The sequence below is a fragment of the Ruegeria sp. C8 genome, from assembly GCF_056537565.1.
This window is the reverse complement of sequence record NZ_JBQFRV010000011.1, coordinates 20,888-38,737: the sequence shown is the minus strand read 5'-3', so window position 1 is coordinate 38,737 and position 17,850 is coordinate 20,888. Positions and strand designations below refer to the sequence as shown.

General features: G+C 58.6%; 18 protein-coding genes. 11 read left to right on the top strand and 7 right to left on the bottom strand.

Annotated features, from left to right (window positions below):
* Nucleotides 1-49 precede the first annotated feature (49 nt).
* The 9 genes from ACR0KL_RS14965 to ACR0KL_RS14925 all read left to right on the top strand — a co-directional run bounded on the left by ACR0KL_RS14965 (nt 50) and on the right by ACR0KL_RS14925 (nt 10,211).
* Nucleotides 50-889, top strand: a complete 840-nt coding sequence (locus ACR0KL_RS14965; protein ID WP_170680167.1) for a LysR family transcriptional regulator — start codon at nt 50-52, stop codon at nt 887-889.
* Nucleotides 890-953: 64 nt separating this feature from the next.
* Nucleotides 954-1,997 (top strand): pyridoxal-phosphate dependent enzyme, encoded by a 1,044-nt coding sequence (locus ACR0KL_RS14960; protein ID WP_170680169.1) that lies wholly within the window; start codon nt 954-956, stop codon nt 1,995-1,997.
* Nucleotides 1,994-3,139, top strand: a complete 1,146-nt coding sequence (locus ACR0KL_RS14955; RefSeq protein ID WP_480777206.1) for a M24 family metallopeptidase — start codon at nt 1,994-1,996, stop codon at nt 3,137-3,139. Before ACR0KL_RS14960 ends, ACR0KL_RS14955 begins: the two co-directional genes overlap by 4 nt.
* Entirely contained in the window at nt 3,136-3,846 is a 711-nt protein-coding gene (locus ACR0KL_RS14950; RefSeq protein WP_170680173.1) for an aspartate racemase/maleate isomerase family protein, read from the top strand. Before ACR0KL_RS14955 ends, ACR0KL_RS14950 begins: the two co-directional genes overlap by 4 nt.
* Nucleotides 3,847-3,982: 136 nt before the next feature.
* The gene (locus ACR0KL_RS14945; RefSeq protein ID WP_170556042.1) at nt 3,983-5,083 is read left to right on the top strand and encodes an ABC transporter ATP-binding protein; all 1,101 of its coding nucleotides are present in this window, start codon (nt 3,983-3,985) and stop codon (nt 5,081-5,083) included.
* 102 nt (nt 5,084-5,185) lie between these two features.
* Complete coding sequence (locus ACR0KL_RS14940; protein WP_170380379.1) at nt 5,186-6,277, top strand: extracellular solute-binding protein; 1,092 nt, start codon at nt 5,186-5,188, stop codon at nt 6,275-6,277.
* Nucleotides 6,278-6,347: 70 nt separating this feature from the next.
* Nucleotides 6,348-7,622 carry an ABC transporter permease gene (locus ACR0KL_RS14935; RefSeq protein WP_170556043.1) on the top strand — a complete coding sequence of 425 codons (1,275 nt, stop codon included), beginning with the start codon at nt 6,348-6,350 and terminating at the stop codon, nt 7,620-7,622.
* A 5-nt stretch (nt 7,623-7,627) separates the two neighbouring features.
* Nucleotides 7,628-8,839, top strand: coding sequence for an ABC transporter permease (locus tag ACR0KL_RS14930; RefSeq protein WP_170680175.1), 1,212 nt, complete (start codon nt 7,628-7,630; stop codon nt 8,837-8,839).
* Between the two features lie 160 nt (nt 8,840-8,999).
* On the top strand, nt 9,000-10,211 hold the full coding sequence (locus tag ACR0KL_RS14925) for an aminopeptidase P family protein (RefSeq protein WP_480777205.1): 1,212 nt from the start codon (nt 9,000-9,002) through the stop codon (nt 10,209-10,211).
* Nucleotides 10,212-10,267: 56 nt separating this feature from the next.
* Here the strand turns inward: ACR0KL_RS14925 and ACR0KL_RS14920 are convergent, their stop codons facing one another.
* Nucleotides 10,268-10,567, bottom strand: coding sequence for a hypothetical protein (locus tag ACR0KL_RS14920; RefSeq protein WP_480777204.1), 300 nt, complete (start codon nt 10,565-10,567; stop codon nt 10,268-10,270).
* Nucleotides 10,568-10,712: 145 nt separating this feature from the next.
* Between ACR0KL_RS14920 and ACR0KL_RS14915 the strand changes: the two genes are divergently transcribed.
* Nucleotides 10,713-11,876 (top strand): Hint domain-containing protein, encoded by a 1,164-nt coding sequence (locus ACR0KL_RS14915; RefSeq protein ID WP_170680179.1) that lies wholly within the window; start codon nt 10,713-10,715, stop codon nt 11,874-11,876.
* A 91-nt stretch (nt 11,877-11,967) separates the two neighbouring features.
* Here ACR0KL_RS14915 and ACR0KL_RS14910 read toward each other — a convergent pair whose 3' ends face one another.
* Nucleotides 11,968-12,705 carry a hypothetical protein gene (locus tag ACR0KL_RS14910; protein ID WP_170680181.1) on the bottom strand — a complete coding sequence of 246 codons (738 nt, stop codon included), beginning with the start codon at nt 12,703-12,705 and terminating at the stop codon, nt 11,968-11,970.
* Nucleotides 12,702-13,274 (bottom strand): RNA polymerase sigma factor, encoded by a 573-nt coding sequence (locus ACR0KL_RS14905; protein WP_371811923.1) that lies wholly within the window; start codon nt 13,272-13,274, stop codon nt 12,702-12,704. The genes ACR0KL_RS14910 and ACR0KL_RS14905 overlap by 4 nt, the downstream gene beginning before the upstream one ends.
* Nucleotides 13,275-13,322: 48 nt before the next feature.
* Here ACR0KL_RS14905 and ACR0KL_RS14900 point away from each other — a divergent pair, with 48 nt between their 5' ends.
* Nucleotides 13,323-14,261 (top strand): c-type cytochrome, encoded by a 939-nt coding sequence (locus ACR0KL_RS14900; RefSeq protein ID WP_170680183.1) that lies wholly within the window; start codon nt 13,323-13,325, stop codon nt 14,259-14,261.
* Nucleotides 14,262-14,324: 63 nt separating this feature from the next.
* On the opposite strand, the gene ACR0KL_RS14895 is transcribed toward ACR0KL_RS14900, so the two are convergent.
* The 4 genes from ACR0KL_RS14895 to ACR0KL_RS14880 form a co-directional block, all read right to left on the bottom strand.
* Complete coding sequence (locus ACR0KL_RS14895) at nt 14,325-14,777, bottom strand: SRPBCC family protein (RefSeq protein ID WP_170556048.1); 453 nt, start codon at nt 14,775-14,777, stop codon at nt 14,325-14,327.
* A 106-nt stretch (nt 14,778-14,883) separates the two neighbouring features.
* Nucleotides 14,884-15,696: an XdhC family protein gene (locus ACR0KL_RS14890; protein ID WP_480777203.1), complete on the bottom strand. Its 813-nt coding sequence runs from the start codon at nt 15,694-15,696 to the stop codon at nt 14,884-14,886.
* A gap of 12 nt (nt 15,697-15,708) precedes the next feature.
* Nucleotides 15,709-16,851: a vWA domain-containing protein gene (locus ACR0KL_RS14885; protein WP_480555224.1), complete on the bottom strand. Its 1,143-nt coding sequence runs from the start codon at nt 16,849-16,851 to the stop codon at nt 15,709-15,711.
* 47 nt (nt 16,852-16,898) lie between these two features.
* Nucleotides 16,899-17,765, bottom strand: coding sequence for an AAA family ATPase (locus tag ACR0KL_RS14880; RefSeq protein ID WP_170680189.1), 867 nt, complete (start codon nt 17,763-17,765; stop codon nt 16,899-16,901).
* Nucleotides 17,766-17,850 lie beyond the last annotated feature (85 nt).

Here is a 17,850-nt window from a genome sequence, read left to right as displayed (position 1 = left end):
ATAGAATTATGTGCTTTGACATTAACAAGACTAATGACCAGCTTGGCCTATGGCAAAATCACTTCCCCCTCTGACCTGGTTCCGATCCTTCGAGGCCGCCGCCCGCACGCTTAGCTTTACCGCTGCGGCCGAGGAAATCGGTCTGACGCAATCGGCGGTCAGCCAGCAGGTGAAATCGCTTGAATTGCGGTTGGGCGCATCCCTTTTCGTGCGCCATCCGCGCAGTCTGGCGTTGACGGATGCGGGGAGAAAGCTGTTGCCCGAGGTGGGTAAGGCGCTTGAGGCGCTGGCTGTTGCCGCCGGGCAGGTCGACACCAACGCGTCCGGAGACGTTCTGACCGTCGCGACCTCGGTCAGTATCGCGCAATGGGTCATCGCCCCACATCTGCCCGCGTTTGCCCGTCAGCACTCGGACATTCGCGTACGGCTGCTCAGTGCGATATGGCCCGATGACTTTAATGCATCCCAGGCGGATGTGCAGGTGCGATTCGGATCGAAGAAACAAGTGGGGCAGGGCGCTGTTCGTCTGATGCCGGACCGGCTTGTTCCTTTCAAATCTCCGGCTCTGTTGGGGGACATATCGGATCTGCCTCTGATTGAAGCTGTGGGGACTTCAGGCGGGTGGAGTCGATGGTTGGAAAGCCAAGGGCTACAAAGCCAGCCCACTATTTTTGTGGATACCTTTGGCATGGCGCTTCAATTGGCGGCGCATGGGGGTGGCGTGGCATTGGTGAGTGAGCTTCTTGCGAAACATGCGCTTGATACGGGCTTGGTCGAGCGTGCGCATGGCGGCTCAATCGAGAGCAATGAGGGGTATTTTCTATCCGCCAACGCCGCGAACCCGGCGGCGGGATTGTTTCATGACTGGCTGTTGGGTCAGGTCGGTTAACGCTCAGAAGAGTTGACAGATCCAGGGCGATCGGATCACGTCAGGCAAAATGGCGGGGAGACACATGAAGATCGTTGCGAATACACACAGGGCAGGTCCCAAACTTGCGCCCTCGGCCCCTTATCCGTCGACACATGCGGCCCGCGTTTCGGCGTTGTTGTCCATGTGTCCAGCGGCGAAAGATACCCCGCTGGTGAATGCCGCAGGCCTCGCTCCGGTTGCGCAGCTTTGGGTCAAAGATGAACGCGCGCGTATGAATCTGGGCTCGTTCAAAGCCCTCGGCGCGGCTTATGTGATTGCGCGCCACGCGGCCGAAGCCTCGGATACGCCGGGTGTAGACACGTTGGCAGGGTCAACCTACGTGACCGCCAGCGCCGGGAATCACGGGATGAGCGTTGCAGCGGGAGCGCGGATGTTTGGCGCAAAGGCCGTTGTCTATATCGCCGAGACGGTGCCCGAGAGTTTTGCCGCACGATTGAAGGGCCAAGGTGCCGAGGTTGTGCGCAGTGGCTCTGACTATGCGGCCAGCATGCAAGCGGCAAGCGCGGCGGCTGAAGAGAACGGGTGGATCCTGCTCTCGGACAGCTCATGGGACGGGTATTATGAGCTGCCCTGGACCCTGATGGAGGGGTACCTGCAAATGGCGTCTGAGGCGGTTGATCAATGCCCTGAGCCCCCGACTCACATCATGTTGCAGGCAGGTGTTGGCGGTCTTGCCGGTGCTGTAGCGGCCTATGCGCGCAAAGCCTGGGGCGACGCGCCGAAGATAGTCGTGGTCGAACCTGAAGCCGCGCCTGCCCTGCAGGCCAGTATCGAGGCCGGGTCGTGCGTGTTCGCCGATGGGCCAGATAGCATTATGGGGCGTTTGGATTGCAAGGAGCCGTCGTTGATCGCATTGAATGGATTGGCGCGCGATGCCGACCTGTTTCTGACACTTTCGGATGAGGACGTGTCCGAGAAACTGCCCGCCATGGCCGCGGCGGGGTTGGAGACAACAGCCTCGGGCGGCGCTGGGCTTGCCGCGGTTCTGAATGACCAGGCACGGACCGAATTGGGAATGACTGAGGCCTCACGCGTGCTGTGCATCCTCTCCGAGACTGCGGAATGAGGGGGTTCGCACGATCCGAGTTTGAAGCGCGCACCAGACGCGCGCAAAAGTTGATGGATGCGGCGGGCCTGTCGGCGCTTTTGCTGACAACCGAGACGGATGTACGCTATTTCACCGGGTTTCTGACCCGGTTCTGGGAAAGCCCGACCCGCCCGTGGTTCCTCATTGTGCCAGCCACGGGCAAGCCGATAGCGGTGATCCCGTCGATCGGGGCAGCCCTCATGGCGCAGACATGGATTGACGACATCCGCACCTGGAGCGCGCCTCATCTGGAAGATGATGGAGTCTCACTGCTGCGCGACGCGCTGGTCGAGGTGACACCGGCAGAGGGGCGAATTGGGATACCGGATGGGCATGAGACGCACCTCCGTATGCCTTTGGCAGACCTTGAACGATTACGAGGCCAGCTTGGAACAAGGGCGCTGAAAGGTGACAACGGCATCCTGCGCCAGTTGCGCATGGTCAAATCAGAGGCCGAGGTTGCCAAGATCGAAACCGCCTGCAGCATTGCCGGTCGGGCTTTTGCCCGCGTCCCCGAGATCGCCGGAGAAGGAGTGCCGTTGAATGAGGTGTTCCGCCGCTTTCAAATGCTGTGCCTGGAGGAGGGTGCCGATTGGGTGCCCTATCTTGCAGGCGGGTCGGAGCAGGGTGGCTATGCGGATGTGATTTCGCCAGCCTCCGACGTACCGTTGGCGCTGGGCGATGTGTTGATGTTGGACACCGGTTTGGTCTGGGACGGGTATTTCTGTGACTTCGACCGAAACTGGTCGGTTGGCCCGCCTCGGCCTGATGTGGCAAACGCCCATGCCAGATTAATCGAGGCATCGGGTGCTGCGTTCGAAACCGCTCGTCCAGGCGCAACCGCAGCGGATTTGTTTCATGCTATGAACACCGTTCTCACGGTGGATGCAGAGGGTACGGATGCGGGTCGTCTGGGCCATGGTTTGGGAATGTCCCTCACCGAATGGCCCTCTCTGATCCCGACGGACAACACAGTTCTGGAACCGGGCATGGTTTTGACACTGGAACCGGGCATCGCCGTCGGTGACAAAATTCTGGTGCATGAGGAAAACATCGTCATCACGGACGGCACCCCACGGTTTATCAGCCCAAGGATCGGGCCGGAGATGGTGCAGCTATGACCTATGTCCCTTACACTCTGGATGAAGACGATCCAAGCGCCTCGCCGCTGGGGCTGATCGTTTTGCAGGTCGATGAGACGCTTGAGCCTGAATTCGGCGCATATTTCGCGGACCGTAAATACCCGCTGCACGTCACGCGCATTCCAAGCGGGATCGAGGTGACGACCGAAAGCCTTGCCGAAATGGAGAAGGCGCTGCCGGCGGCGGCGGAGTTACTTCCCAATGCGCGACCCTACAACGTTGTGGGCTACGGCTGCACCTCGGCCAGTTCGGTGATCGGGTCAGAGCGCGTCGCGGAACTGATCAAACAGACATGCAATACCCGTGAAGTCACGAATCCTCTCCGCGCGGCGACCGCTTGCGCCGCCGACCTAGGTGTTTCGAAATTTGCCCTGCTGTCGCCTTACATCGAAGAGGTCAACATACCGCTGCGTACTGCGTTTCAGGCCAGTGGAATAGGCATGGATGTTTTTGCAAGTTTCGGGCAGGCAGAAGAGGCCAAAGTGGCGCGGATATCGACGGAATCCGTGGTCGAGGCGGCCTCCGAATTGGGGGCAGATCCGGCGGTCGAGGCGGTGTTCCTGAGTTGTACCAACCTGCGAACTCTCGACGCGATACCGAAAATCCAAGAGCGGATCGGAAAACCTGTTTTGTCGAGTAATCAATGTCTTGCGTGGCATATGAGGCGCTTAAACGCTGTGCATTGACAAGTAAGTGTGAACTCAATTTTGGCAAAAGCACCATAACTTGTTGCCAAGTGCGTATCGCTTGGTCTTAACTGTGGGTCACAGATCAATGAAATCCGAAAGCCTCGGGTAATCATTTGACGAAACAGGGGGTCTTGTGACCGGTACAACGAACGACGCCGCGTTTGTCGAATTTCAACGCGTTCAGAAGTCTTATGATGGCGAGAATCTCGTCGTTAAAGATCTCAACCTTGCAATGCCGAAGGGCGAGTTTCTAACAATGCTTGGGCCGTCAGGCTCAGGCAAGACAACTTGCCTTATGATGCTCGCCGGGTTTGAAACCGCTACCCATGGTGAAATCCTGCTGGATGGAAAGCCAATCAACAATATCCCGCCGCACAAACGTGGGATTGGCATGGTGTTTCAGAACTACGCTCTGTTCCCGCACATGACGGTGGCCGAAAACCTTTCGTTTCCTCTGGAAGTTCGCAAGCTGGGCAAGTCCGAGCGTGACGAAAAGGTCAAGCGCGCTTTGGACATGGTGCAGATGGGTGCCTTTGGCGGTCGTCGTCCGGCGCAGCTGTCCGGCGGTCAGCAACAGCGGATCGCCTTGGCCCGCGCGTTGGTGTTCGAGCCGGAGCTGGTGCTGATGGACGAGCCGCTGGGCGCGCTGGACAAACAGCTGCGTGAGCATATGCAGTTCGAAATCACCCGACTGGCGCATGAGTTGGGCATTACCACCGTTTATGTGACCCACGACCAGACCGAGGCGCTGACGATGTCAGACCGTGTCGCCGTGTTCGATGATGGCCGCATTCAGCAGCTGGCCCCGCCGGATCAACTCTATGAAGAGCCCGATAACAGCTTCGTCGCGCAGTTCATCGGCGAGAACAACACTCTGGAAGGTGTGGTCAAATCCATCGACGGAGACGGCTGTGTGGTGCAGTTGGATGACGGATCAGAAATTGATGCGGTGCCGATCAATGTGCACAATCCGGGCGAACGGACCAAGGTTTCGATCCGGCCGGAACGTGTGGAGTTCAACAAGGATCGTCTGCATGCCGACGCGCATACGCTGAAGGCGACGGTTAAGGAATTCATCTATATGGGCGACGTGTTCCGCTTCCGCATGTCTGTAGCGGGCAATGACGAGTTCATCGTCAAGACACGGAACGCCCCCGATGCCATTCGCCTGCAACCCGGTCAAGAGATCGATATTGGTTGGCTGGCCAAGGATTGTCGTGCGCTTGACGCATAGACCAAGCCGCGCGGCACAAGCGCGGTTACACTGAGGGACCGGCTGGCGAAAACCCGTGCGTCGGCTGACCACACAACAAACGGGAAATACTGGGAGTTTTACATGAAACCAACAAAGACACTGCTGACTGCAGCGGCTCTGGCAACAGCGGCCGGTGGCGTTTCCGCCGAAGAGATGACCATCGTCTCGTGGGGGGGAGCCTATTCCAAATCGCAGCTTAAGGCCTATCACGAACCCTATTCGGAAAAGACTGGCGTCACCATCCTGAACGATGACAGCTCGGCCGAAGCGGTTGCCAAGCTGCGCGCTATGAATGAAGCCGGGAACATCACCTGGGACGTCGTTGACGTTGTTGCGGCGGACGCGATCCGTCTGTGCGACGAAGGTCTGGCGATGGAAATCGATCCCGACACCATGCTGGCCCCGGCACCTGATGGCACGCCCGCATCCGAAGACTTCGGTGACCTGCTGGTTAGCGACTGCTTTATCCCGCAGATCGTTTACTCGACCACATTCGGCTATCGCACCGACCTGGTTGGTGACACACCGCCGACAGACGTCTGCGCCGTGTTTGATCTGGAAAACTATCCGGGTAAGCGTTCGCTGGAAAAGCGTCCGATCAACAACATGGAATGGGCTCTGATCTGTGACGGCGTTGCCAAGGACGACGTTTATGACGTGCTGGCGACTGCAGAGGGTCAGGATCAGGCTCTGGCCAAGCTCGACACCATCAAGGACAGCGTTGTCTGGTGGTCGGCAGGTGCAGACACGCCCCAGCTGCTGGCTGATGGCGAAGTCATCATGGGCTCGACCTACAACGGTCGTCTGTTCAGCGTGATCGAAGAACAGAACCAGCCCGTTGCCATGCTGTGGGATGCGCAGGTGTTCGATCTGGACGGTTGGATCATCCCGGCCGGTCTGAGCGAAGAGCGTCAGGCGCGCGCACTGGACTACATCATGTTCGCGACCGACACCCAGCGGCTTGCGGATCAGGCCAAGTACATCTCGTACGGTCCGGCCCGTGCCTCGTCGGCTCCGCTGGTGGGTCAGCATGCCGATCTGGGTATCGACATGGCACCGCACATGCCGACCGATCCGAACAACGCCAAGAACACGTTCCTGTACAACTACGAGTTTTGGGCTGACTACCGCGACGACATCGACGCCAAGTTCCAGGCGTGGTTGGCGCAATAAGCGTCTGATTTCATGACAAACTCGGGGGCGGTGCGCCGCCCCCGGACCAAAGAAAACCCAAGGGGCACTGATGACTGACGCAAGCCAAAACGCCGGACCTATGCTGGCAGCGGATGGAACGCCGCTCAAGCAATCGCTGGCACGTTCGTTGAGGCGACAAAAGCTGCGGGCGCTGATGCTGGTGGCCCCTCTGCTTTTGTTCGTGCTGTTCTCGTTCATCGTGCCGATTGCATCGATGCTTTTCCGGTCGGTGGAAAACAGCATTGTGCAGCAAACCCTGCCCCTGACGGTCGAAGCCTTGCAAAGCTGGGATGAAAACAGTGGCGAACTGCCTGACGAGGCCGTCTATGATGCCTTTGTCCGCGACATGGTCGTGGCTGTCGACAACAAGACACATACCCGACTGGGTTCGCGCTTGAACTACGAAGAGACAGGCATGTCCTCGATGTTCCGCCGCTCCGGTCGGAAAATGGGTAAGCTGGATCCCGAAACAGATGGGCCGTTCAAGGATCAGGTGATCGAAATCCACGAGGGCTGGGGCGAACCGCAGACTTGGGCGGTGATCAAGACTCACTCGCCCGCTGTGACGAACGGCTATTTCCTAAACGCGGTCGATATGCGCCGCACACCCGAAGGCGCGCAGGCGCAGCCTGAGGACAAGCAGATTCTGATCAAGCTGTTCGGGCGCACACTGTTCATGTCGTTGGTGATTACCGCGTCCTGTATCCTGTTGGCCTATCCGGTCAGTTACCTGCTGGCGACCCTACCGATGCGGGTGTCCAACTTGCTGATGATCCTTGTATTGTTACCCTTCTGGACCTCGCTTCTGGTGCGAACGTCGGCGTGGAAGGTCATGCTGCAACAACAGGGTGTGATCAACGAAACGCTAGTCTGGCTCGGATTGGTGGCCGATGACGCCCGACTTGTCATCATCAACAACCAGATCGGTACGATCATCGCGATGACGCATATTCTGCTGCCGTTTATGATCCTGCCGATGTACTCGGTGATGCAAACAATACCCGAGTCCTACACGCGCGCCGCGAAATCCATGGGCGCGACGAATTGGACGACCTTCTGGCGCATCTATTTCCCTCAATCCATTCCGGGCATTGGCGCGGGGTCGATCCTCGTGTTCATTCTGGCCATCGGCTACTACATCACGCCCGAGATCGTGGGCGGCACCAAGGGCGTCTTCATCTCGAACCGGATTGCGTACCACATCTCGTCCTCGCTGAACTGGGGGCTGGCGGCTGCGCTGGGCACGATCCTGTTGGCCGTCGTGTTGTTGCTCTACTGGTGTTACGACAAGATCGTCGGCATTGATAACGTGAAGTTGGGATAATCGACATGGCCGCACTTACTCCGATTTCCCGCAAACCGATGTCCATGGTTCTGCCAAGCGTTGCGCTGGCAGGGGCCTTCGCCGGTGTCTTCGTTGGCGCAGGTAACGGTTCGATCTTTCTGGGCATCATTGGCGGAGCCGCCCTGATCGCGGCACTGGCTTGGATCTACATCGCTGTTCTGAAAAACGAGCAACTGGCCCGCTGGATCACCATTTTGGGCTTCGGCATCGCCGGATTTCTGATTTCGGGTCCGATGGGCGGCGTTCTGGGCCTGCTGGGCGGCTGGTTCTTCGCATGGTTCATCTACTGGCTGTATGAGGGCCGCTATCGCCGCAAACTGCTGCCCTATCTGACCGCGAAACAGGTGTTCTATCACTACCTGTTCCGGGTGATCTGCGGTGCGATCTTTGTTTTCCTGATCACGCCGATCCTCGTGGTTCTGCCCCTGTCGTTCAACGCACAGGACTTCTTTACCTTCACGCCCGAAATGCTGCGGCTGGACCCCGAGGGGTACTCGCTGAAGCATTACCGCGACTTCTTCACCAACAATGAATGGCAGCGCAGCTTCAAGAACTCGTTGATCATCGCACCGATTGCGACGGTGATCTCTGTTTCGCTGGGCACACTGGCGGCCATTGGGCTCAGCCAAAGCCACGTTCCCGGTCGCCGTGCCATCATGGGTATCCTGATCTCGCCGATGATCGTGCCACTGATCATCTCGGCCACCGGCATGTTCTTCTTCTACAGCGATATCGGTCGCTTCATGGAAGGTACGCTGGGCATGAACAAGAACTTCGTGGGCTATGTGAAAGTGATCCTCGCCCACGCCGTTCTGGGCATCCCCTTCGTCATCATTACCGTGACCGCCACGCTGGTGGGCTTTGACCGATCGCTGACGCGAGCGGCGGCGAATATGGGCGCAGGGCCGGTACGGACCTTCTTCAAGATCCAGATGCCGCTGATCCTGCCGGGCGTGATCTCAGGTGGTTTGTTTGCCTTCATCACCTCGTTTGATGAGGTGGTCGTTGTGCTGTTTGTCGGCTCGGCCAGCCAAAAGACCCTGCCATGGCAGATGTTCACTGGCCTGCGCGAACAGATCAGCCCGACAATTCTGGCGGTGGCGACGATCCTTGTGGTGATCTCGATCGCGCTGTTGACCACTGTCGAATTGCTACGCCGCCGGTCCGAGCGTCTGCGGGGGCTTTCCCCCGCTTGACGCAAGCGCGCGCCTGATCTAACGATTCACCTGTTCATCCCAGCCGCGATGGCGTCGCGGGCGAACTGGGATGATCGGCTCTCGGACCCCGAGACCGCCTGTCCTGAACGCCGGGACAAGTGGCCGGGTTTGCCGCCCGGCAAAGATGAGAGACCTGAACATGACAAATCGCCCCGAATTCTTCACCTGCCACAATGGCGACAAAGCCCCTCTGCCGTTCAGCAAAGGCGAATACGACCGCCGTTTGGGCAAATTGCGCGCTATCATGGCCGCGCGGGATATTCCCGTGGTGCTGCTGACGTCGATGCAGAACATCGCCTATTACTCGGGCTTTCTGTACTGCGCTTTTGGCCGGCCCTACGGCTGCGTTGTTACACAGTACGCCTGCACCACCGTTTCGGCCAATATCGACGCGGGCCAGCCGTGGCGTCGCTCAGTCGAGGATAATGTTATCTACACCGATTGGAAGCGCGACAACTACTGGCGCGCGGTCGCCAGCCTTATCGGTGGCGCGAAACGGATCGGGATCGAAAGCGATCACATGACTCTGGCCGCGCGCGATACGGCTTTGGCGATGCTGGGCCAGCCTGAATTGGTCGACATCGCGCCCGACACCATGGCGGCCCGTATGGTGAAATCGGCCGAAGAGATCGAATTGATCAAAGGTGGTGCCCGCACCGCCGATGTGGGCGGAGCCGCCATTCACGCCGCCATCCGCGAAGGCGCAACCGAAATAGAGATCGCTATGGCCGGTCGCGACGCAATGGAGGCGGAGATCGCCCGCGCTTATCCCGACGCGGAATACCGTGACACTTGGGTCTGGTTCCAGTCCGGCCTCAACACCGATGGCGCGCATAACCCGGTCACCAAACGGGCGCTGCAAAAGGGCGATATCCTGTCGCTGAACACCTTCCCGATGATTTCGGGGTACTACACGGCTCTGGAGCGCACCCTGTTTCTGGGCGAACCCGACGCCGCAAGCCTGCGCATCTGGAAGGCCAACGTCGCCGCGCATGAGCTTGGCCTGAGCCTGATCAAACCCGGCGCGACCTGTTCCGGCATCACCGCCGAGATCAACCGTTTCTTTGAAGATGAGGGCCTGCTGCAATACCGCTCCTTCGGCTATGGCCACTCCTTTGGTGTACTCAGCCACTACTATGGGCGCGAGGCTGGTCTGGAACTGCGTGAGGATATCGACACGGTTCTGGAACCCGGCATGGTCGTCTCGATCGAGCCGATGCTGTGGATTCCCGAAGGTCAGCCTGGAGCCGGAGGCTACCGTGAGCATGACATTCTGGTGGTCGAAGAAGACGGGGCCGAGAACATCACCGGCTTCCCCTACGGTCCCGGCCACAACATCATCAACGCGTGATACTAAGGGGGTGGGGCGTGTGCCTCACCCTTTGCAACAAACACGCAGAGCGCGGTCTAGGCTTGATAAAACGGATCCAGCTTGGCCTTGGCTTTTTCGTTTACGATCGGGATATAGTTCAGGCGATCCCCGGCTGATTGTGGAATAGCTAGCTTTAGAGCCTCAAGGTCCCGCACTGCCAAAATGACCGCATCGCCGGTTTCTCCGCCAAAACCTGCGATCTCTTCTTCGGTGAAACCGATCAGTTGAACGACGTCTTTGGCCAGAAACATTTTGACTTCAACGGATTGCGATAGCTTGAGAATTTCGTCCTTCAGCCGTTGGGCTGTCTGCGCAGGCATGGTAACGACGGCCATATTCGGTCCTGATTGATTGGGGTACGCTGTATTTGATCACACTACAGGAAAAAGATACTAGGGTTGTCAATTTAAGGATGCATTAATACGCATGAGATAGAATATCGTTATTCTATGCAGTTTAAGCGGTTTGGTAGAAGCAGTAGTGCCATTCCTATTTGATTGGTCAACTCTGGGCAGTGCGAACAGTTCGACCGTGCTGACAGACGGTTCGAACTCGTCGACGCTAACCGTGGCCTCTGATCCAGGGGTATTCTTCAATGGGTTTCTTGGTGGAAACCTGTTTGTTTCGGGCATCCCGGGCCCTGCGACATCAGAAGTGACGTTTTCAACCGCTGTTAAAAACGTGACGTTCGAAATTCTGGATCTGGACAGCAACGAATTCTCTTTCGACGATAGAGTGACGGTTCTGGCGTTTGATGTGAACGACAATCCGGTCCCGGTTGTTTTCTCCAACCTCAGCCCATTTCACGTCCAGACCGGCAACACGGTCGAAGCCAACGGGAATGTGTCTCCGGGTGTCGAAGGGCCAGGTGCGCCAGATTCGCTGACCGTTTCAATTGCAGGCCCGGTGTCCCGGATTGAGGTCATCTTTGAAGGGGGTCTGTCTTCGGGTGCCAATACCGGTGCAATCGGCTTTGGTGATATCTCCGGCGATATTCTGTGTTTGTGCGCGGGAACTATGATTGAAACGCCGAACGGCCCAACTTCTGTTGAAAATCTGTCCGTGGGAGACACCGTTCTGACCAAGGGAAATGGCCCGCAGCGGTTGCGGTGGGTTGGTTCCAAAACGGTGGACTTTGCGGCCCAAGGTGCCGCTGCGGAAAAATTGCGACCTGTCTGTATCTCTGCCGGCGCACTTGGGCAGGGGCTTCCAGCAAAAGACCTGCTGGTGTCCAGACAACACCGCATATTGGTGTCTTCCAAAGTGTCCGAGCGTATGTTCGGCAGTCCCGATGTCCTTGTGTCGGCAATAAAGCTGGCCGCGTTACCTGGGATCTACGTGGATGAAGACATAACCGAGGTTGTCTATTACCACCTTCTCTTCGATCAACACGAGGTCATTTTCGCCGATGGTGCTCCTTCGGAGAGTTTGTTTACAGGCCCCGAAGCAATCAAGACAATATCGGAGGAGGCCCGAGAAGAAATCTTTATCCTCTTCCCGGAAGTGCAACGTCAGGGCTACGCCGCGGAAACGGCATATCCTGTACCAGCCGGTCGTTTGCAGAAGAAATTCGTCGAGCGGCATCTCAAGAACGGAAAGCTGGTTCTCGAGGACGCGTCCACGCCATCGAACCGCCTGCATTGAGCGTTCACAACTCGGTCACTCCGCTATTCGTGTCGAAAGTCCGATGTGGTGTATTCTTTGGTCTCCGCGATTGGCCAAAGCCAAGACGCATTTAGCCTGCAATTGCCTCGGAAAATGCGGCCAGGCGATCGCTTAGATCGCTCTGACCATCGGCGCCGATGATCATGTAGCCATAGCCGTCTTCCGCCCAAGTGGCCGTTGCCAGCCCGCTGAGAACGGCAAGGTTCACATCCTTGTCCGGTGCCCCTGGCCCTTGACGGATCACGCAAAAGGCAAAGGGCCGCCCCTGATCATCCGCAAAGACGACCTGAACCAGTGGCTTTCCCTTGAAAGACAGAACCTGAGCGCGTTTCAGCTCTGCACCCGGTAAGACGCTCAGGGCTTCGCGATTCAGGGACCGGCCTAGCGTGGCCTCGGCCTGAGCAAACTGGGCCTCAAGCGCCTCGGGTGCGGTGTCCAGAGTGGCAATTGTTTCAGGTACATAGAGCGATTGGTAGATTGCCGCCTGTTGCGCCCAACCTAGCGGCGCGGGTCGTGTCGCCCACAACGTCGCCGAAACCGCCACAATCGCGACCGAGGCCGCGACGGCCAGCAATCGAAAAGGTTGAGACGCGGGTTGAGACCTCGCGCGGTCCGGCAAGGTGATCTGAGGCGCGTCCTGCGGAACATCCTTGAAGACCGCATGCACAACGGGTGCAAACGGATCAAGCGCCATCAGGCGCTGTTCCAGTTCTGGATCGGCTTCGACCGCGCTCTCGATCTCTTGCGCCTCGGTCTCGTCCAGATTTCCATTCAGATACGCCAGCAGCGTTTCATCGGAAAGCGTCATTTGCCACCCCGTCGAACGGCGTCCGCAGCCTCGTGCTGCATCACGGTTTTCAGTTTCTGCCGAGCCGTAGAAAGCCGGCTCATGATTGTTCCAATCGGCACCTCAAGCAAGGCTGCTGCCTCGCGATAGCTATACCCTTCCACGAAGACAAGCATCACAGTCTCGCGCTGTGCTTCTGGCAGGTGCATCACTTGAGTAAACACTTCAGCCGCGAAAATATTCGTTTCTGAATCCGGTCCTGTTGCAATTAATTCGGTTTCTGGGGTCACAGACAAGGCCTGTGCCTTACGAACCGAGCGCGCGCGTACCTCATTCAGCCAGATCGAGCGGCAGATCGTCATCAGCCAGCTGTCTAGCCTGTCATGGGATGTCACCTGATGGTGACGCTCCAGCGCGCGCAGGCATGTGGATTGCAAAAGGTCGTCGGCCACATCTCGGGCCCCCGACAGGGCAAGCCCGAACCGCCACACGCGTTTCGAATGCGTCTGGATCGCGCCGCGCACGGCCTGTTCCGAGCTGATTTCACCACTCATCGAATAAATCGCGACCTGTGTGTGTTTGTCTTTCACGGACCGGGCCCGCAGGGTCAGAAATTACATAACCTGAGGAGAAATGAAATGAAACTTCTGTTGAAAGCAGTCACGATTGCGTCTGCAATTGTTGCAACCCCGGCCCTGTCGGAAAGTTGGACTTTGTCCTCGGATGCCTCTCATCTGGCCTATGGTACGATCAAGAAAGACACAGTGGGTGAGGTCAATTCTTTCACCTCGCTGAGCGGTCATGTCAGCCCTGATGGCAAGGCCGAGATCGAGATTGATCTGTCCTCAGTAGAAACCAATATCGACATACGCAACGAACGGATGATCGAATACGTGTTCCGCAAGGCAGGCACCGCTGCCCTGACCGCTGAATTCGACATGGATGAGGTCTCGGGCCTTGCCGTGGGCGCATCGTCGATCATCGATGTCGAGGCCGCGTTGTCTCTGGTCGGGACCGAGATCGAGTTCGACGCCGAGATGTTTGTGGTGCGACTGACCGAGACATCGGTGATGGTTTCTACCAATGATATGGTTTTTCTCAGCACCGAGGACGCAGGCGTGGATGCAGGCGTTGACAAGCTGATGGAGCTGGCCGACCTGCCCGGCATCACACGGACCGTACCGATCACCGCACGTCTCGTGTTTACCATGGACGAAAACAAGGCCGAAGCGGCGACCGCCGCTCCGGTCGCAATCGCCGCAGTGGACGGGGATCTCCAAGCGGGCAAGAAGGTCTTTCGCAAGTGCAAAGCCTGCCATCAGCTGAAAGAAGGCCGCAATGGCGTAGGGCCCTCGCTGTTCAAAGTGGTGGGTGCATCTGCGGGGCAGGTGGACGGGTTCAAATATTCCGGCCCGCTTGCCAGTGCCGATCTTGTCTGGACGCCGGAGAATCTGGCGGCGTTTCTGGCCGACCCCAAAGGGTTTCTGCCCGGCAACAAGATGCAGTTCCCCGGCCTGAAGAACGAGGCCGATATCACCAATGTCATCGCCTACATGCAGGATGAGGCTCAGGGCTGAGGGAAACAAAATGCGGTGTGGCAGACCCTGCCACACCCACTGGATGCGCGTTAGGTGCGGCGCTTATTGCACGAATTGTTCTGCAACGACTTCTCCGAACTTGTCGAAGAACTTGCCGGATAGCTTTTTGGCCGTCCCTGCAATCAGGCGGCTGCCTAATTGTGCGATCTTACCGCCGATCGTCACCTTGGCTGTGTAAGACAGAACCGTCTCATCCCCGTCGGCAGTCAGAGATACATCCGCGCCGCCTTTGGCAAAGCCGGCAGCACCGCCTTTGCCTTCGCCGGACAGCGAAAACGCATCTGGCGCCTGGGAGTTGTCCAGCGTCACCTCGCCGTTGAAGCGGGCCTTGACCGGGCCGATTTTCAGGACGACCTTGGCCTCGAGGTGTTCGGGGGAATGCTGGATCAACTCTTCGCAGCCCGGAATGCATTCGCGCAGCACATCGGGGTCATTGAGCGCGCGGTAAACGGCGTCCTTGGGGGCAGCGATGCGAATTTCGTCGGTGAGTTCCATCTCGGGGGTCCTTTTTCAACAACATTTCGGAAAGACACGGAGGGCTTTTTCGGTCGCCTCCTCCGCGGTCAACTCGGGTTGCGCCGCTTTGAGAGCGTGCAGCCAGTTAAGCCATTTTCTCATCATGGGACGTCTCCTGGGATTTGTCAGAATTGCGCCACATGATGATTTCAGCCAAAATCGAAAGCGCGATTTCATGCGGGTCGATGGCGTGGATATCCAACCCGGCGGGCGACTTCAGGCGCTTGGTCTGTTCAGTGCTCAGCCCTTGCGTTTCCAGTTTGGCACAAAGCACTTCGGCCTTGCGGCGGCTGGCAACCATCGAAACGCGGCGCGCAGGTGACAGCAGTGCAGCTTTCAATGCCGCTCCGTCGCCTTTGCCTTGCGACGCCACCACAACAAAATCACGCGCTTCAACGCCCAAAGCGTTCAGATGGTTGGGATCAAAGGGGGTGTATTTCACCGTGTTTTCAGCACCCTCAGGCAAACACACGCGCAACCCAGCCAGTGCGGCATGGGTCGCCAACGCCTGCGCGATCGGAGAGTCTCCAAAAATGATCAAGCGCGGAGCGTGTTGATAGGGTTCGATCAGCATGTCCACTGTCCCTCCGGATGGGCACCCGCTTTTGTAGGTCTGAACACCGTCCGGGTCGGCCATAGACACAACCTTGTCCGAGGGTTTGACGCGGATCATTTTCGGCTCACCTGACACCTGCGCCTCTTGCGCTGCGGCGCGAACCGCGCGTTGCACGCAGGCACCCCCCAGATGGCCTAGAACCGTACCGTCGCGGGTAATGGCCGCCTTGCCTCCGGCCTTGGCCGAGGTCGCATCGGCTGTGCGCAGAACGGTCGCCACGCAAAAGGCATCGCCGGTGCGGCGCAGTTCTTCAATCGTGTCGAAAATGTCGAAACCTGCCATCGGTAAATCCTTTCACAGTTTTCTGAATTCAGGTTCCAGCGCCGCCAGCGCCTCAAGCGTATTGGCGGGCAGATGGGCATCCAGATGGGGTTCTGCGGCCTGCATGGCAGCGGCAACCGGTTGGTAATTCTGCCAGCCTTTCAGCGGGTTCAGCCAGACGACCCGGCGCGCTTTGCGTTGGATCCGTTCCAGAACCTGCCCCAATGCCTGCGGAGCCGTGCTGCAATACCCATCCGACAAGATCAGCACGATCGTCCGTCCGTTCAGCGCCCGCGCGCCGTAGCCGTCCAGAAAGCTTTCGAGACTGCCAGAGATGTCGGTCCCGCCGCCAAACCCCTCGGCCATCAGTGAAAGCCGCCCGGCGGCGCGGATTGAGTCGTGATCGCGCAGTGCGTCTGTCACGCGCATCAGACGGGTGTGGAACAGATAAGCGTCGGCTTCGGTTCCGCTGCCGATTAGTCCCTTGAGAAAAGCCAGGAAGACTCGGGAATAAACGGTCATCGACCCACTGACATCGCATAGCGCAACGATCCGCATCGGTCGCGGCGGTCGCGCACGGCGATAGAGGTCCATCGGCTCTCCACCCCGTGCCAGACTGGCCCGTTGTATCCGCCGCATGTCCAGCGTCCGACCACGTAGTGCCTGTCTATGTCGGCGAGATCGGCGGTCGCGGATCGCTAGGGCTAGCTGCGTTGCGGCCCGTTCGGCCTGTCTCAGCGACTCGTCATCCATCAACTCGCGCAGATCCCGGCGCGACAGGTTGGCCGTTCGGGTCGCAATCAGCTTCCCATCCATCCCTTCGGCCTCCCCGTCGCCCGGATCAGGAGTGGCGGCTGCCTGATGTTTATCCGTTTGCGGATCCTGTTCGCCTTGCGTTTGCTGCTGCCAGATCTTCGGTTTCGCCGACTGCACCCGTACATGAGCGGTCTGCGCCATCCCACTGCGCTGTTTGCCGGCATTGAACCAGTAGGCGTCGAACAGCTCATCAAAGCGTCGCCAATCCTCGGCGCTGCCTGTCAGCAACACGCACAAGGCCTGCCTGGCCTGTGTCCTGTCGGTTGCCTCGACCGCCGCCAAGGCGGCCAGCGCTTCACCGGTTTCAGCGGGACCCACGCGTAATCCGTTCATCCGCAGATGGGCCATGAATCCGCTCATGCGGTCCACCAAGCCTGTCGCGCGGGAAGGGAACCGGGTGACCTGCATCACGCAACCTTCCCGATCAAGCGATCCAGAACCTCAGACGGGGCGGCGTCATAGTCGGCTGCCGTCTTCAGCAGGCAGACCAGCGTCGCCTGCACCTCGCCCCGAGACCGGGCCATGTCGTTCACACCCAGCCCCGACAGGGCGGCGGCCCAGTCCAGCATCTCGGCAATGCCTGGTGTTTTCTCGAGGTCTTCCTTGCGCAGGGCCTGAACAACCCCGACGATCTGACGTGCCAGCAACCCTTCAATAGAGGGCATACGCGCCTTCAAGATGGCCATTTCCGTCTCGCGCGAGGGGTAGCCGAGATAGCTGTACAGACACCGCCGCCGCAAAGCGTCGGACAGGTCCCGCGTGCCGTTGGCCGTCAGGATCACAATCGGGCGAGAGCGCGCTTTGATGGTCCCAAGCTCCGGAATTGTGATCTGAAAATCAGACAGGATCTCAAGCAGATAGGCCTCGAACTCTTCATCTGCGCGGTCAATCTCATCTATCAAAAGAACCGGAGGGTCGTCCTCACTGATCGCCTCTAAAAGGGGCCGTTTCAGAAGGTAGTCATCCGAGAACAACTGCGCTTCGCTTGTGCCACCATGCGCTTCGCTCGCGCGGATGGCCAGCAATTGGCGCTGATAGTTCCATTCGTAAATGGCGTGGCTGGCATCCAGCCCTTCATAACACTGCAAGCGGATCAAGCGCGCGTCGTGTTGGGCAGCCAGAGCCTTCGCGACTTCGGTTTTGCCAACGCCTGCCGGACCTTCCAGCAGCAAGGGCCGCCCCAAAGCCTGCGCCAGATGCAGCGCCATCGCCAACCGATCATCGGCAACATAGCCCTGCGCGGCCAATCCGTTCTGCACGTCACTCAAAGTCAAAACCAGGATCCATTCTTCATCTGGCTAAAAATATCCCGGGGGAGGTTCGGAGGGGGCTGGCCCCCTCCGTTCGGTCGGACCGGCG

Coding starts and splice junctions, on each gene's coding strand:
- ACR0KL_RS14965 (WP_170680167.1), top strand. CDS start 50: ATGGCAAAATCACTTCCCCCTCTGACCTGGTTCCGATCCTTCGAGGCC.
- ACR0KL_RS14960 (WP_170680169.1), top strand. CDS start 954: ATGAAGATCGTTGCGAATACACACAGGGCAGGTCCCAAACTTGCGCCC.
- ACR0KL_RS14955 (WP_480777206.1), top strand. CDS start 1,994: ATGAGGGGGTTCGCACGATCCGAGTTTGAAGCGCGCACCAGACGCGCG.
- ACR0KL_RS14950 (WP_170680173.1), top strand. CDS start 3,136: ATGACCTATGTCCCTTACACTCTGGATGAAGACGATCCAAGCGCCTCG.
- ACR0KL_RS14940 (WP_170380379.1), top strand. CDS start 5,186: ATGAAACCAACAAAGACACTGCTGACTGCAGCGGCTCTGGCAACAGCG.
- ACR0KL_RS14935 (WP_170556043.1), top strand. CDS start 6,348: ATGACTGACGCAAGCCAAAACGCCGGACCTATGCTGGCAGCGGATGGA.
- ACR0KL_RS14930 (WP_170680175.1), top strand. CDS start 7,628: ATGGCCGCACTTACTCCGATTTCCCGCAAACCGATGTCCATGGTTCTG.
- ACR0KL_RS14925 (WP_480777205.1), top strand. CDS start 9,000: ATGACAAATCGCCCCGAATTCTTCACCTGCCACAATGGCGACAAAGCC.
- ACR0KL_RS14920 (WP_480777204.1), bottom strand. CDS start 10,567: ATGGCCGTCGTTACCATGCCTGCGCAGACAGCCCAACGGCTGAAGGAC.
- ACR0KL_RS14910 (WP_170680181.1), bottom strand. CDS start 12,705: ATGACGCTTTCCGATGAAACGCTGCTGGCGTATCTGAATGGAAATCTG.
- ACR0KL_RS14900 (WP_170680183.1), top strand. CDS start 13,323: ATGAAACTTCTGTTGAAAGCAGTCACGATTGCGTCTGCAATTGTTGCA.
- ACR0KL_RS14895 (WP_170556048.1), bottom strand. CDS start 14,777: ATGGAACTCACCGACGAAATTCGCATCGCTGCCCCCAAGGACGCCGTT.
- ACR0KL_RS14890 (WP_480777203.1), bottom strand. CDS start 15,696: ATGGCAGGTTTCGACATTTTCGACACGATTGAAGAACTGCGCCGCACC.
- ACR0KL_RS14885 (WP_480555224.1), bottom strand. CDS start 16,851: ATGAGCGGATTCATGGCCCATCTGCGGATGAACGGATTACGCGTGGGT.